Source organism: Aliihoeflea sp. 40Bstr573, from assembly GCF_024105655.1.
GTDB lineage: Bacteria > Pseudomonadota > Alphaproteobacteria > Rhizobiales > Rhizobiaceae > Aliihoeflea.
This window is the reverse complement of the sequence record NZ_JAAAMH010000024.1, coordinates 27602-41852: the sequence shown is the minus strand read 5'-3', so window position 1 is coordinate 41852 and position 14251 is coordinate 27602. Positions and strand designations below refer to the sequence as shown.

Below are 14251 nucleotides of genomic sequence, written 5' to 3'. Positions count from 1 at the left end.
GCAGGACTTCAACCTGCCGAAGCTTCGTGACGATCTCTTCCGGCTTGTGTCGTTTGTTGCTCATCGTGGTCCTCCTTCATGGTCAAAACCATAACTCAAGGTGGACCCGTTCAGTGGGGCTGGATCAACTTCTTCTTGCAGAACGACCGGCTCTTCATAGACGATGGCGTCGGCGGCGATGGCGGGAAGGGTGGAAACGGCAGCGATTGCAAAGGCGGCTGCCGAAGTACGGAACAGGTTCATTGGACCCCCAGAAAGATGTCTTGAAAAAATCGCGCTCGCCAACCCCTCCGGTCTTCTGCGCCATGTCACTGGGGAAACTGTGCGTGAAATTTCGTCGGCGCAATTGCTGAATACGGGTCCAATGTTGTGGCTCAAAACCTCGTTGCGTCGCTGCAACAAAAAATGCGCATCATGTATGCACTCGACCTGATCGCGAAGGTTGTGTTAACCGATGTGCCGTCAATTTAGGCAGATTCCAGGGCCCGCGCGACCTGGCCCAGCGCCGCGATCTCGCGAGCGGTACCTGAATCTTCGCTGGCATCGGGCCGCGACGAGGTCTTCGCGATGGTGATTCGGCTGATAGGGTCCACCCACACCCACTGTCCGTGGATGCCGACGCCACAGAACGACCCTCGACCGTCACCGACCTGATACCAGCAGGACCGATAGCGACCATTCGTGAACATGTCGGCGAAATTGCCATCGACCCAGGCCTGGCGATTACCGTTGGTGTGCATGTCAGCAATCCATTCGGCTGGAATGATCTGTTGATCAGCAGCGTTGCGCCCGTCAAGGCGCACAAGATCGCCGAGGCGCGCGAGGTCCTCGACGGTGATGCAGATGCCGCCTGCGGCCCGCGCCGTGCCGACGCGGTCGACGGTAACGTAGGACGCGCCGGTCATTCCCATCGGCTTGAGGAGGCGCTCGGCGAGATAGTCGTGATACCGCCGCCCGACGGCGCGTTCGATGACGAGGCCGAGAAGATCGGTGTTAGGCGAGGCATAGTAGAAGCGCTTACCGTGGTCGGCGGCACCGCGCGGGGGCAGGGTGGCAAGAAACTGCTCCATCGTCTGGGCCGTCGCATCGGCCCGTTCCGGATTCCAGAGCATGGCCCGGCGATAGCGATCGAAGGCGCTGTCCTTGTCTGTGTATTCCTCGTCGAAATCGAGATCCACAGTCATGTCGAGAAGGTCGCGCACGCGCGCGCTTCCATAGGCGCTGGAACCGGGCATGGGCACGTAGTCGGTGATCGGCGCATGGGGGTCGAGCAGCCCGTCGTCGACCGCGATGCCAGCGAGCATCCCCGTCACGGATTTCGAGATCGAGAAAATGACGTGCGGCCGGTTCAGGTCGGCATGGGGTGCATGCCAGTCGGCGATCACCTTGCCGTCTCGCAGCACCACGAAGGCGTCGGTCCACGAGGCGCGCAGGTAGTCTGGAAGCGTCGTGGCGCGGCCGTCGATCTGCAACGCAATGCCATCGATGGCGCCGCTGCCGACCGCAGCCCTCACGTGGTCGCGGGCAGAGGTCATTGGGGCGACGGGAACGAATTCGCTGACCGACTGGAAGCTCAACGTGCTGAATGGATGTTCGCGCCAATTGGCGAGCGTGACTTCGTTTCGCGATACCTGGTCGATCGTCATGGTGCCTCCATCGTCTTGCTCCCGTCAAACGCGCTTCGGGCGGCCCCAGTCAAGGCGCCTGGCGTTGGTCCAGCGAAGGGTGTATTGATATTTCCCCTTGAGAGGCCCGCGCTTCCAGCGCGCGTTCGCCCAAATGTTCATTACGCCGGTTTTCGAAATCTGACATCATCGCTGTGCCCGGCCCAGATTCGCGGCCCAGACGATCAGGCAAGTTTGCTGCGGCGCGATAAGGCGGCCTTTACCTCCGGATGATAGTCACCAGGCATGCAATTCCCCCGCGCATCGATGCAGCCGGGGAACATGGGGTCGAACGGAGCAAGGCGATGAGGATTTCGGTATTCGGGCTCGGCTACGTCGGCACTGTGTGTGCTGCGTGTCTGGCGCAACGCGGTCATGAGGTGATTGGCTGCGATGTCAGCGAGACGAAGGTTGATCTGGTCAATGCAGGCCAGAGCCCGATAATCGAGAAGGATGTGGGCGAACTTGTCGCCTCCAACGTTTCCTCAGGCCGCCTGCGCGCCACGATGTCGACCGCCGAAGCCATCGCGCATTCCGACATTTCGCTGCTGTGCGTCGGCACGCCGTCCAAGCAGAACGGATCGCTCGACCTGGGTCATGTCGAGGCGGTCTGCGAGCAGATCGGTGCGGCGCTCAAAGAGAAAACAGGCTTCCATTCAGTCGTCATGCGATCGACGGTCCTGCCCGGCACGCTGGAAACGCTCGCCGTACCAGCCCTCGAAAGGACTTCGGGCAAGAAGAATGGCGAGGGCTTCGGCGTTGCGTCCAATCCGGAATTCATGCGCGAAGGATCTGCCGTCGCCGATTTCGATAATCCGGCCAAGACTGTCATCGGCGCCAGCGACGACGAGACCCGCGACCGCCTGAAGGCGCTCTACGGGGGACTGCCGGGCAAGCTGATCCTCACCGATCCGCGCGTCGCAGAACTGGTGAAGTACACGGACAACACCTGGCACGCGCTGAAGGTCGCTTTCGGCAACGAGATCGGCAATGTGTGCAAGGCCGCGGGCGTCGACAGCCATGAACTGATGCAGATTTTCTTTGCCGACGACAAGCTCAACATTTCCAACGCATATCTCTTGCCCGGTTTCGCCTTCGGCGGCTCGTGCCTGCCAAAGGACGTGCGCGCCATCAACGCGTTCGCGGTTGAAAACGATGTCGAGGCGCCGCTCTTGCGTTCGCTCATCCCCTCCAACAAGCAGCAAGTCGAGCGCGCGCTCGACTGGGTCTTGCGGGAGGGCAAGAAGAAGGTCGGCTTTCTCGGCTTCTCGTTCAAGGCCGGAACCGATGACCTGCGCGAAAGCCCGTATCTGGAACTGATCGAGCGCCTCATCGGCAAGGGCTGCGACGTGCGCGTCTTCGACAAGAACGTGTCGGTGGCTCGCCTGGTCGGGGCCAACAAGGCGTATCTGATGAACGCCATCCCGCACGTCACCCAACTGATGGTGTCGTCCCTGGACGAGATCATCGACCATGCCGACATCATCGTCGCCACGAACCGCGCACCCGAATACGAGCCTGTCGTCACCGCGATGCGTCCCGACCAGGTCCTTCTCGACATGGCGCGATTGCCAAATGTGGCCGGAGCCGCAGGACGGGTGGACGGAATCAACTGGTAAGTGCACGGAGCGGGAGTTCTCAGTACGCCGCCAGATCGAGGCTTTGATCGATGAAGGCGCGCTTTCCCTGGCTGCCGCAGGCGAGGCATTCGACGCGTTCCAGCGTGAAGGTCAAATGGCCGTCCGCCTTCGCCTCGAGCGCCGAGCGGATGCGTTCCGCGTCGGCTGGGACGCCATCCTTTGCAGCCACGTAGCGGATGACCGCCTTACCGGGCTCTGACTGGGCGAACTGGAATTCGCTGATGCCACGGAAGAACGCCACGTCCTGCGGTGGAAAGTTTGTCGCGACGATACGGTTGCCAGTCTTGCCGATGAAGAAGCCCGGCTTGCGGCGCGGCGAGATGGCCGCGACCTTCATGCGCCAGCCATTGGCGCGCGTGCCCGCCTCGACGAGGCGCGCGCGGTCTTCGGTTTCGTAGCGGATGAACGGCGTCCCGTGCGTGATGAAGCCGGTGCCGACGAGGCGGCCTTCCTCGCCGGGTTCGGTGACCGGCGCCCCCTCGTCGTCGACCATTTCGGCAAGGCCGTAGAGCGGTTCGAATTCGTAGATGTCGTCGGCGACCTCGCGGGCGAAAAGCGCCTTTTCGCTGAGGCCGTAGAAGGGGGCGAAGGCGACGTCGCCGAGCGCCTTGCGGATCGTGGCGCGCTGGTGGTCGTAGAGCGGTTCGGAGATTGGCAGAACGCCCTTGATCGGTGTCTTGAAGCTGCGCCCCAGCGCCAGCATCTGGCGGCAGAAAAGTTCGATGGCCGACGGATAGCCGTGCAGGAAGCGGATCTGGCGCGCGTCGATCATGTCGACATAGAGCGCGACGTCGGCCTCGGTCATCGGGAAGACGCTGAGCCGCAATTCATTGAGCGCCGGTTCCCATTCAAACAGGCGATCCTCTGCGCCTTTCATACGAAAGCCCTTGAGGACGCAGCGCGCCTGATCGCGCGTATAGCCGGCGCGTGCCCAGGCATCGTTGACGAATGCGAATTCGCGCACCGAACGGTCGCGATCGACGAAAAACGCGAATGGCTCCTCGCCATTGGAGCCGCTGGTGCAGTTGCGCACGAGGTTTTTCGCGGGGCGGGTGAGCGCCGCTTCGCCCGCTACGCGCAGGTCGCGCTTGGTCAAGATGGGCAGGCGGGCGAGGTCTTCGACCTCTATCTGGCGCACATCGAAATTCGCGCCGAAGGCGGCCGCAAAACGCGCGCGGTGAAGCGGGCTGGCTTGGGCAGCGACGCTCGCCAGCGCACGCAAGCCGGCCGTGGTCGCGGCGGTCGAAAATTCGGAATCGACCCGCGCGCGCGCGATATCGCGGCGCCAGCGTTCGTAGACCGCACCATAGCGCATCGAGAGCGGCATCATGGAAATCAACGGCGCGACCGACCGGCGCAGGCCCGGCGGGCTCTTGACGTAGGCGCTGCGCGCGATGTCCAGCAGGCGCAAGGCCAATCCCCCTGAAGAATGCGATCACCAATCTGTCATCGCGCGCTTAAGATTCGGCTAAGTTACAGGAAAGAAAGCCATTCGCCCGCCAGCGTATATTCCGGCCCATTCATTCCGCGCTTGAATTGCGAGAACCCTCCGTCCGACGCCGACAGGCCGCCGACGTCAAGGGTCGTGCATCCGTGGCGCTTCGCCTCACGGATGGCGGCCCAGAGCAAGACATTGCCCGCGTTGAGGCGGCGCGCGTCGGCACCATACCAGCCGACATTGTACTCCATCATTTTGCCCGCGCGCACCAGTGCGATGCCTGCCACGGGCTGGCCTTGCTGCATGATCCGCAGGACGGTCAGTCCATGTTCGCTGTCATTGGCAAGACCTCGATAAAAGGCGTCGCCAGCGTAATCGAGGCCGAGTTCGCGCATGTGGGTCCTGTGTCGATCCATCAGCCATTCAACGGCGTCGACGGATGTTGAAATCTCGACGTCGATACCGGCGCGTTCGCCTTTGCGGATCTTGTTGCGGAAGTTCGGGGCAAAGCTGGCGATGATCGCGTCTTCGTCGCGGGTCAGGTCCACGCGGGCCGACGTCCACGTTACTGCATTTCGCAGCCTGAAGCCTGATTTGCGCAAGACCGTTTCGCTCTCTGATCCGGCAGGCAACGCCGGCGCGATGAGCAGGACACCACGTCCCAGACGGCCCCATCCCCGGCGTAGGGCGTTAAAAGTCGACGCCACGTCGGCGTCGCCCGGATGCTCCTGGAGAAAGAGCGGGCCTCGATTGACGCGCGTTGCAACGCGTAGCCCCGCCAAGCGCTTCTCCAGCAACTGGCAGATAGCGACGGTGCGGTTTCCGTCCTTGAAGGCCACGCGGCGCACATGCCAGCCTGCCGCAGCCTTGCCCGCGCCATAGGCATAGGCCTGAGTGACGTGGGGAAGAGGGACGCTCGTCATAAGAGAGTTCCACTCCGATGGTGTGTCGATCGGCGCCACCGTCAGCGCACGAATATCTGCAGGGGCGAAGGCCGCTGCTCGGGGTGCAATATCGGTCATGCGCGGCTCCCTGGCCGTTGGAGAATGCGGATCTCGGTGACGAGCGGACTGCCCGATTGACCGCGCCATGACAGGCGCGGGGCAGGACGCTTGATGCCGAACGAGGGAGAAACCCAGCCGCCGTCGAATGCGTCCTTGCCGGTGGCAATGGTGAAATTGACGTCGGGCAGGGTGAGGATCGCGATCGAAGTCTCGCCCTTGGCGACATGCGCCGAAGCGCCGTCGACGCGGATGTCGAGGCTAGGGGCGAACTGGAAGACGAGTTCGACGGGCTGCGGTTTGCCCGAAACATCATCCTCGATGCGCAAGCCGTCATCCGTAAGACTGACCTGCCGGCGATGGGTGGCTCCAAAGTGTCTGACATAGCCGTTATGCTCGGCGAGGATGGCGGTGTCGGATGCCTCGATCAGGCGGGCGTTGGCCTTGTGCGACCAGTTGAAAGCGCCGGACATGACGCTCTGGTCCGCGCCCGCGAGCGTTAGCGTGCTGTGCGCGCGGGTCGAGCGGAACCAGTCGCGCCACGCGCCACCCGAATGGTAAAGATAGGTGCCCGGGTCGACGAGGACCGGTTCGCCGTCGACGGAAAGCAGGATGGAGAGCGCGTCGGCATGACCATGCGCGGCGATGGTGAGGTAGCCAAGCGGGCCGTGGTCCATGACGAGCTTGACGTCGCGTCCGGCGATCCTTGCCTCGAGGACGCTGTAGCCGCCTTCAGAGAACGTCGTCACGCCGGTGGTTACTTGCGGTTCTCTCGCTGCCGCTTCGCCGAAGACGGCGTCGCGCAGATGCGGCTCGCTCGCCGCGACAGGCGAGGGGACGCCGGCGAACGCCATCGCGGCATTGGCGATGGAGGCGGGGTAACGCGGCTCGGGTTCACACACGGCGATGACGCGGCCCTCGTCGTCGTCGCAGATCGCCGGTGCGGTCCCGTCCGACGAGATGGCGGCGATCCAGTTGGCGAAGGCGAGAAGGCGCGCCTCGAAGACAGGGCCGAAGGGATCGTCGATCTGCCGCGCGGCGAGTCCGGCTAGAAGCGCGAACTCGATCGAGAATGCGCCATAGGTCGGCGACTGTTCGGCAGGCACGCCGTCCGGGAGAATCTGGTTTTCGATCTCAGCTTCGAGAGTTCTCCGTGCGGTTGCCACCATTGCGTCGGCGCCGGCGAGGTCGGGCATGGCGATGCCGATGAGATATTCGCCGGCGGCTTCGGCGATGAGGTGATTGTTGGCGGACGAGAAGCGAGAGGGAAAGCGCGTCAGCCAGAAGGCATGCGCGGCGAGGATCTCGCGGATGCGGCGGATCGTATCCGGCGACAGATGCGAGCCGCAGACGCTCGAGACGATGAGGAGCGAAATGGAACGCAAGGCAAGCTCGATGCCCGAGTTCCAGACGAGCCCGCGAAAGGGCGGGTGCGCGCGGTACCAGCTTTCGATAGCGTCCTCGATGGCGCGGCGCGCAACTGCATCGTCGTCGAGCGCCAGCTTGGCTGCAAGTGGCTGGAGAAACTGGAGGCGGTTGAATTCCCAGACATATTTGACGTCGCCGAGCCGCGTTTCATGCCGATAGGCGATGTCGAAGCAATAGGCATCCGCACCTTGCCAGGAAAGGCCGGAAACGGGGTCGAGCCGCCAGATGTCGACAGAAAAGAGCGCGTCCAGGGCGCGCTCGGGCCACGCGACACCCAGCGCGGAAAACCGCCCGCCCAACAGCGCCGCGCAGGACCGGTCGAGCGCTTCGCGAACGGCGGGCGAGGCCTGCAGGACCGCATCGTTCAGTCCGGGAATGCGCGGAATGTCGTCGCTTTCCTGAGCGAACCGCGCCCAGCCTTCGTGCCGGGTCTTCGAGGAAAGCTTGCGGCTTTTCTCGAAGACCCGGTGGGCGAGTTCACCGGGGCTCATGTTGCGCAGGCGATTGACGTACCAGCTCAGCGACATCGATGCCTCAGAGCCTGAAGATCTTGCGGTATGCAGCGATCAGCGCGGGCACCTGATGGTCCCAGCTGAACTGGTTCTCGACGCGCGCGCGCCCCACGCGGCCCATCTCGGCGCGCCGTTCCGGATCGGCGAGAAGAAGCTCGATCTGCTCGGCCATGTGAACGGCGTCGTTGGGTCGCGCGTAGGTCGATGCGCTCTGCGCCGAGTAGCGGCCCTCGACGACTTCGTACTGCACGATCGGTTTTGCGAACGCCATGTATTCGAGGATCTTGTTCATGGTCGACTTGTCGTTCATCGGGTTCACCCGATCGGGATTGACGCAAAGATCCGATGTCGACAGCACCTCGAACAACGTCTCGTCGCTGGCGCGGCCGGTGAATGTGACGAACTCGTCCAGTCCCATTGCGGTCGACTGCGCCTTGAGTTCCTCCAGTGCCGGCCCGCCGCCAACGAGGCAGAACTGGATGTCGGTGCGCCCTGTCGTATGGACGAGGTGCGAGATGGATTCGAGCAGCAGGTCGATTCCCTCCTGCTGGCCCATGACGCCGACATATCCGACGAGATGCGCGCGGCCGTTTTTCCAGGCAGGGTTGGCGGGTACGCGCCGCAGCTTGTCGAGATTTGGACCCGAGCGCACGACATAGACGTCTTCGGGCGCCATCTTGCCGCGTGCGATGGCGATGTTGCGATAGGAGTTGTTGGTCGCGATGGACACGTCGGCAAGGCCGAATGTCAGCCGCTCGGCAAGCACCATCAGCCGCCAGAAAAAGCCTCGCTTTCCGAACTTGGCCTCGTAGAGTTCCGGATTGATGTCGTGATGGTCGAACATGAACTTCTTGCCGAACGGCTTGAACAGCGCCGCCACTATGAAGATCAGGTCCGGCGGGTTGCAGGCGTGGATCGCGTCGAAGCCGTGCCGGCGAAGCACGCGAAAGGCGAGCAGGGTTTCCCAGAAGAGCGCTGCGGAATATTCGGCGAGATAGCCGAGCGCGCCGTTGGCATCGAGAGGCAGCTTGTGGCGATAGACGTGGATGCCATCGATGGTTTCGTAAGGGGCGTCGAACCCCTTGCCGGTCGGGCAGATGACACTGACCGTGGCGCCTGCCTTCTGCAGCGTGGTCGCCTCCTGCCAGACGCGCCGGTCGAATGGCACTGGCAGGTTCTCGACGATGATGAGAATGCCTTTTCCCGACAGGGGCTTGGCGGCGAGGATTGAATCAGCGCGTTCACGCGCCTCGGCGGCGCTGCGTGCAGAAGGTGTCGGCTGGACGACGGCCGTCGTCGATCGGTCCTGTCTGGGTAGAGCGGTCATGCGACCTCCTTGCGAGCGGTTTCGGCAAGGCCCCGCGGGACGATGCGCCGGAAGAGTTCGAGATAGCGGGATGCGCAGGCGGCTTCGGAAAAGGCTGCGCCGCGGGTGCGAAGCGCCTCGTGGTCCGGATCGTGGTCGAGCGCGTTGACGATGGCGGATGCCATGGCCGCCGGGTCGCCCACTGGAACCAGCGTTCCAAAATGACCGCCACCCAGGATTTCCGCCGGGCCGTGCTTGCAATCGGTCGCAACGACGGGCGTCCCGCAGGCAAGCGCTTCGGCGATGACATTGCCGAAGCCTTCATGGCGCGAGGAGAGGACGAAGAGCGAAGCGCGGGCAAGGTGCGCAAATGGCGTGTCGACAAAGCCGGGCATCGCGACGTCGCCGGCAATGCCGAGCGCATCGGCCTGCGCCTGGAGTGCGGGGCGCAGCGGTCCTTCGCCGAGAATGACGAGCCGTGCAGGCCGGGATTGCCGCACCTGCGCGAACGCTGCCAGAAGCGTCGCGAAATCCTTCTGTTCGACCATGCGGCCCATGGCGAGGATCGTCGCGACGCCCTCGCGATAGAGCGTGTCGTCCACGGGCGCCGCCATGCGCGTTGCCAGATCGGCGGGGACGATGCCGTTGTGAATCACGTCGATGCGTCCGCGCGGCAGGTGGCAGGTCAAGGCGAGATCGTCGGCGACCCCCGACGAGACGGCGACGATCGCGTCGGCCTGGCTGAACAGGGCGCGGTAGAGGAGGGGCACCGGGCCGAACTTAGCGCCGCGCGTGTCGTTTGCCGACAACGTGTTGTGCTGGCTTGCGACGATGCGGGTCTTGCCCGTGCGCGCAAAGCTGGCCGCGCACAGCATGATGTTGTTGTGATCGTGCCCGGCCATGACCACGTTCGGCCGCGAGGTACGCAGATAGCGGATGAGGGCCGGAAGGGAGGCCGCCTGACGTCGCACCCCGAGATCACGGATACGAACGCCGGAGGGCACGTCCCCGAGAAGTTCGCCGCGCCGCTCGTTGAGCGCCAGCTCGACGAGGTGGCCGCGCGCGATCCATTGGCGGGCGAGGCCGAGATAAAGCCGTTCGATGCCGCCTCCCTCGAGGCTGGGAAGATAAAGCCCGATCCGCATCGCTACGCCCGCCTCAGCCGCAAGGTGGTCATCAGCGTGCGCGCTTCCTGCCTGTGGAGAAGCGCGACAAGCGCCAGGAAGGCCATACCGCCGGCAGCGCCTGCAAGAACGAGACGCACGAGCACCCATTGGTCGGCGGTCAATTGCCGAACGAGGGCGGTGGCGACGAAGACGCCGAGGGCGACGGTGAGCGCACGCGCGAGATCACCGAGCGCGACAGGCAGTCGCAACAGGCTCGACGACATGGCGATGCTGGTCAAAAGCCCGATCCCGCAGGCCGCGAGATAGCCCCATGCCGCACCCAGTGCGGCGTAGGTGGGGATCAGATAGAGGCTGAGCGCGATGCCGATGACGGCGCCCGGCAGCAGCGAGGCCGACTGTAGCCAGTTGCGCTTGTGCGCGTGGAAGACGTTGTCGAAGACGAAGACCTTGAAGTTGAAGAGCACGACCGAGACGACAACCACCGGGAACATGGCGGAAGCATCGGCGTGGTAGCTCGCCGGAAGCACGAGGCCGACGATGTCCGGGCCGAGGACCATCAGGAAGGCGCCGGCGGGCAGGATCAGCATCGCGATCAGATTGAGCTGCTGAACGATGAAGGCGCCTGCGGCCGCGGGTCCGCGCGTATCGAAGATCGACACCATCTCGGGAAAGGCGCCCTGGTTGATGGCATTGCCGAGAATGTCGATGGGCTGGCGTGCCAGCGCATAGGCGGCTGCGTAGATGGCCACGACGCCCGCATCGTGGAAGAGCTTCAAAAGAGGCCGTTCGATGGCGTCTAGCCCAAAGCTGATCAGGGCCAGGACGATGAGCGGAACGCCGAGCGAAAACAGTTCGGAATAGGAAAAGCGCGCAGGTCCGTGCTCGACCTTGGAATAGGCGACGCGCAGGCCGATCAAGCCGCATAGCAGGGTCCCGAGGCTGGTCGCGAGCGAGGCGGCGAGGAAGGTCGGTTCAATGAAGAGGACCGCGGCGATGGGAAGGACGATGACGCAGATCGAGCGCGCGAACTCCATCATCGTGTATGTGACGCGTCGTTGTTGCATCTGGAGAATGCACAGTGCATGGCGCGAGACGCTGCCGGCAACGATGTAGGCGGATACGGCGAGCGCAAACTCGCTTGCACGTTCCGGCACGATGAGAAACGACGCGAAGATCGCGACGAGGATCGCGGTCACCGACGTGGCGCCGAGCACGGTGGCGGCGCGCTTGAGGCTACCGGACGCAATGGTGCCGGTGCCGCCAAGGCGCAGGAGCGCGATGCGCAGCCAGTTGGAGACGGCCGCATCTGTCATCTCGCCGATGGCGACGACGAGGGCCAGCAGGCCGTATTCCGTCTGGCTGACGAGCCGCGTCATGACGATCAGAAGCAGGATCGCCGAAATGCGCGGCAAGAGGATTGCCGGCAGATAGATGATCGTGGATCGGATCAGCATGAGGGAGCGCGCGCCTGTTCGACTTCGGCTGCAACCTAAGCGAGACGGGCCAAGCAATGGTGAACGCGGCCAGCCTTTCGGCCAATTGGGTTACCAAGCGGTTGATCGTGCCACGCGCGGCGTTTCGCTCGCGTTAGCGGTCTCGACATGGTTTCCCGCTATGGTCGCGGCGATTTGCAGGAGCCCGCCATGTCCGTCTTGCCACGCATTGCCTATTGCGGCCCGATCGCCCAGCCGGGCGAGCCGGCGCGTGGCGGTTATGAATCGGCAAATCGCCGGCTGATTGACGATTTGCGCGGGCAGGGGCTGAGCGTGGCCGAATATCCCTATGCCCCGGAGCGCTCGACGCCAGCCGGCAAGGCGTTGGCCTATGCCTCGAATTTCGCCGGCACCGCGGCGCGCATCCTGGGCGAGGCGGGACGGTTCGACATTCTCCACATCACGCCCCTGCGCCGCCATTTCATCCTCCCCGAGGCGGTGATCTGCATGAACGCCAAGGCGCGCGGGCGCAAACTGGTCGTGGATATCCGGGCGGGCTGTTTCATGGACGAGATGGAAGAGGGTGCGCTCGGCGCCCGAATGCAGGCGAAGCTTCTGCGGCATGCCGATCTGGTGACGGTAGAAGGGCTGGAATATGTGGATTTCGCCCGGCGCTACACAAATACCCCCGTTCACTATCTGCCGAACTACGTTTCGAAAGGGCCTGAGGGGCTTGCCCCTCGTGGACTGTCCGATCCGGTCCGGCTCGTCTTCCTGGCGCGCATCGTGCCGGAAAAAGGCATCGAGACGGCGATCGAGGCGGTGCGGGTGTTGGCGGCAGGCGGGCTCGAGGTCCGGCTTGAGGTCCTCGGCCGCGCGTCCCCAGACTACGCCAAAAGGTTGGAACCCTTGGCGGCCGGCCTGCCAGTCGAGTTCAGGGGCGCGGTGAATGCCGAGCAGGTGCGTGAAACGATCCGCGGCGCGCATTTCTTCATATTCCCGACGCGTCATGACGGGGAGGGGCATTCCAACGCACTGACCGAGGCGATGGCCGAAGGGCTGGTGCCGCTTTGCGCCGACAACGGTTTCAACCGATCCGTCATCGGCGATTGCGGGCGGATTTTTGACCGCAACGCGGATGGCGCGGCTTATGCCGAAGCCGTGCGCGCCATCATCACGAGCGGCGGGTGGTTGCAGTTGTCGCGCCGCACCGCGGAGCGGATCGCGCGCAATTATACTGCCGAGACGGTGGTGCCGGGCCTGATCGAGCGCTATCGCGAGATCATGGGAGATGTGCGGAGAGCCGCCTAGGTTTTCAGGTGCTGGTCGATGAATGGCCGCTTGCCGTTCTTGCTCGCGTAGAGTGTTTCGACTTTTTCCAGATGGAACTGGACGACTTCGCCGGCCTTGCGCTGTAGGGCGGCGACAATCTCCTGCGCCTGCTCGCTCGTCCCGGCCGCGCTCGGCACGTATTTCATCACGCAGATTCCGGGCGTGTCCTGATAGAACTGGAATTCCTTGACGCCGTCGAAGAAGGCCGGGTCGGAAGGGGTGAAATCGGTCGACACGATGCGCCGTCCGTCACGAGCGACAAGCCAGGCGGGCTTGCGCCGCGGCGTGATGTCGCGAATGCGCATCCGCCATCCATTTTCGCGCGTGGCGGCGCGCACGAGCGTCGCGCGGTCCTCCGTATCGTAGCGGATGAAGGGCATGCCGCGCGTGACGAACGAGGTGCCGACGAGCCGCCCCTCTCGGCCGGGCTCGCTGATCGGCGCGCCGGTTTCGTCGACGAGTTCGGCAATGCCATAGAGCGGTTCGCACTCGTAGGTGCCCGGCTCGCTCGGGACTTCGCCGGCGAAGATTGCCTTTTCGCTCATGCCGTAAAACGGCAGGATGGGGGCATCGCCGAAGGCGGCGCGGATCGTCTCGCGCTGATGTGCGAAGATCGGTTCGGAAATCGGGAAAACGCCCTTGAGCGGTTGGCCAAGCTGGCGGCCGGTCGTCAGCACGTGGCGGGCCAGCATTTCCATGGCCGAAGGAAAACCGTGCAGGTAGCGGATGGAGCGCTCATCGATCAGGTCGAGGTAGAGGTCCATGTCCTGCGGTGTCATCGGGAAGACGGAGAGGCGCAACTCGCCGAGGGCTCCTTCCCATTCATGGATGAAACCCTTGCGGCCGTAGAGATAGGCGTCGCGCAGCATGGCGCGCGGCTCGCCGGCCTGAAAGCCGCAACGGCTCCACACATGGTGGATGAAGGCGATCTCGCGCACAGAGCGGTCACGGTCGAGATAAAAGCCGAAGGGCGCTTCGCCGTTCGATCCGCTGGTGTTGCCTGCGTCGAGCGTCTTGCGCGGCACGGCAAGTGCGTCGGCGCCGGCAGCCGTGAGGTCCTCTTTCGTGACGACCGGTAGGCGCGCGATGTCCTGGGGTTCCAGCTGCGCATGGCGGCCGAGGATTTCGCGATAGAATGGGCTTTTGGAGGCGATGGCGAGAAGTTCGGACAGGGCGCGGCGGCGCTCGGCATCCACAAAGGCCGGATCGTGGACGCTACGGGCGATGTCCGCGCGCCATGTGCGATAGCCGCTGCCGTACTTGAGCCAGGTCGGGACCATCGCCATCAAAGGCGCGATCGACCGCCGCAGACCGATTGGACTGCCGACATAGGCACTGCGCGCAATGTCCAGAAGGCGCACGCTGTTCTC

General features: G+C 63.9%; 11 protein-coding genes. 2 read left to right on the top strand and 9 right to left on the bottom strand.

Translation table 11 applies throughout. The annotated features are described in order from the left end of the window. Positions 1 to 60: 60 nt before the first annotated feature. Positions 61 to 243 carry a hypothetical protein gene (locus GTK01_RS18670; protein ID WP_252928913.1) on the bottom strand — a complete coding sequence of 61 codons (183 nt, stop codon included), beginning with the start codon at positions 241 to 243 and terminating at the stop codon, positions 61 to 63. 224 nt (positions 244 to 467) lie between these two features. Continuing rightward, positions 468 to 1646: a serine hydrolase gene (locus GTK01_RS18665; RefSeq protein ID WP_252928903.1), complete on the bottom strand. Its 1179-nt coding sequence runs from the start codon at positions 1644 to 1646 to the stop codon at positions 468 to 470. Between the two features lie 323 nt (positions 1647 to 1969). On the opposite strand from GTK01_RS18665, the gene GTK01_RS18660 reads away from it, so the two are divergent. After that, on the top strand, positions 1970 to 3283 hold the full coding sequence (locus GTK01_RS18660) for a nucleotide sugar dehydrogenase (protein WP_252928901.1): 1314 nt from the start codon (positions 1970 to 1972) through the stop codon (positions 3281 to 3283). 19 nt (positions 3284 to 3302) lie between these two features. Here the strand turns inward: GTK01_RS18660 and GTK01_RS18655 are convergent, their stop codons facing one another. The 6 genes from GTK01_RS18655 to GTK01_RS18630 form a co-directional block, all read right to left on the bottom strand. Further along, positions 3303 to 4715: a hypothetical protein gene (locus GTK01_RS18655; RefSeq protein ID WP_252928900.1), complete on the bottom strand. Its 1413-nt coding sequence runs from the start codon at positions 4713 to 4715 to the stop codon at positions 3303 to 3305. A gap of 62 nt (positions 4716 to 4777) precedes the next feature. Then, positions 4778 to 5764, bottom strand: coding sequence for a GNAT family N-acetyltransferase (locus GTK01_RS18650; RefSeq protein ID WP_252928898.1), 987 nt, complete (start codon positions 5762 to 5764; stop codon positions 4778 to 4780). After that, on the bottom strand, positions 5761 to 7698 hold the full coding sequence (locus GTK01_RS18645) for an alginate lyase family protein (protein ID WP_252928896.1): 1938 nt from the start codon (positions 7696 to 7698) through the stop codon (positions 5761 to 5763). The genes GTK01_RS18650 and GTK01_RS18645 overlap by 4 nt, the downstream gene beginning before the upstream one ends. A gap of 7 nt (positions 7699 to 7705) precedes the next feature. Then, a complete protein-coding gene (locus GTK01_RS18640; protein WP_252928894.1) occupies positions 7706 to 9010 on the bottom strand; it encodes a glycosyltransferase family 4 protein in 1305 nt (434 codons plus the stop codon). Next, positions 9007 to 10134: a glycosyltransferase gene (locus GTK01_RS18635; RefSeq protein WP_252928892.1), complete on the bottom strand. Its 1128-nt coding sequence runs from the start codon at positions 10132 to 10134 to the stop codon at positions 9007 to 9009. Before GTK01_RS18635 ends, GTK01_RS18640 begins: the two co-directional genes overlap by 4 nt. A 2-nt stretch (positions 10135 to 10136) precedes the next feature. Continuing rightward, on the bottom strand, positions 10137 to 11570 hold the full coding sequence (locus GTK01_RS18630; protein WP_252928890.1) for an oligosaccharide flippase family protein: 1434 nt from the start codon (positions 11568 to 11570) through the stop codon (positions 10137 to 10139). Between the two features lie 189 nt (positions 11571 to 11759). Between GTK01_RS18630 and GTK01_RS18625 the strand changes: the two genes are divergently transcribed. Further along, a complete protein-coding gene (locus GTK01_RS18625) occupies positions 11760 to 12860 on the top strand; it encodes a glycosyltransferase family 4 protein (RefSeq protein WP_252928889.1) in 1101 nt (366 codons plus the stop codon). On the opposite strand, the gene GTK01_RS18620 is transcribed toward GTK01_RS18625, so the two are convergent. Then, positions 12857 to 14242 (bottom strand): AMP-binding protein, encoded by a 1386-nt coding sequence (locus GTK01_RS18620; protein WP_252928887.1) that lies wholly within the window; start codon positions 14240 to 14242, stop codon positions 12857 to 12859. The genes GTK01_RS18625 and GTK01_RS18620 overlap by 4 nt on opposite strands. Between the last annotated feature and the right edge of the window lie 9 nt (positions 14243 to 14251).

What these genes read in the sequence shown, in the direction of transcription:
- GTK01_RS18670 (WP_252928913.1), bottom strand. Translation starts at nt 243, where the DNA reads ATGAACCTGTTCCGTACTTCGGCAGCCGCCTTTGCAATCGCTGCCGTT.
- GTK01_RS18665 (WP_252928903.1), bottom strand. Translation starts at nt 1,646, where the DNA reads ATGACGATCGACCAGGTATCGCGAAACGAAGTCACGCTCGCCAATTGG.
- GTK01_RS18660 (WP_252928901.1), top strand. Translation starts at nt 1,970, where the DNA reads ATGAGGATTTCGGTATTCGGGCTCGGCTACGTCGGCACTGTGTGTGCT.
- GTK01_RS18650 (WP_252928898.1), bottom strand. Translation starts at nt 5,764, where the DNA reads ATGACCGATATTGCACCCCGAGCAGCGGCCTTCGCCCCTGCAGATATT.
- GTK01_RS18645 (WP_252928896.1), bottom strand. Translation starts at nt 7,698, where the DNA reads ATGTCGCTGAGCTGGTACGTCAATCGCCTGCGCAACATGAGCCCCGGT.
- GTK01_RS18640 (WP_252928894.1), bottom strand. Translation starts at nt 9,010, where the DNA reads ATGACCGCTCTACCCAGACAGGACCGATCGACGACGGCCGTCGTCCAG.
- GTK01_RS18635 (WP_252928892.1), bottom strand. Translation starts at nt 10,134, where the DNA reads ATGCGGATCGGGCTTTATCTTCCCAGCCTCGAGGGAGGCGGCATCGAA.
- GTK01_RS18630 (WP_252928890.1), bottom strand. Translation starts at nt 11,570, where the DNA reads ATGCTGATCCGATCCACGATCATCTATCTGCCGGCAATCCTCTTGCCG.
- GTK01_RS18625 (WP_252928889.1), top strand. Translation starts at nt 11,760, where the DNA reads ATGTCCGTCTTGCCACGCATTGCCTATTGCGGCCCGATCGCCCAGCCG.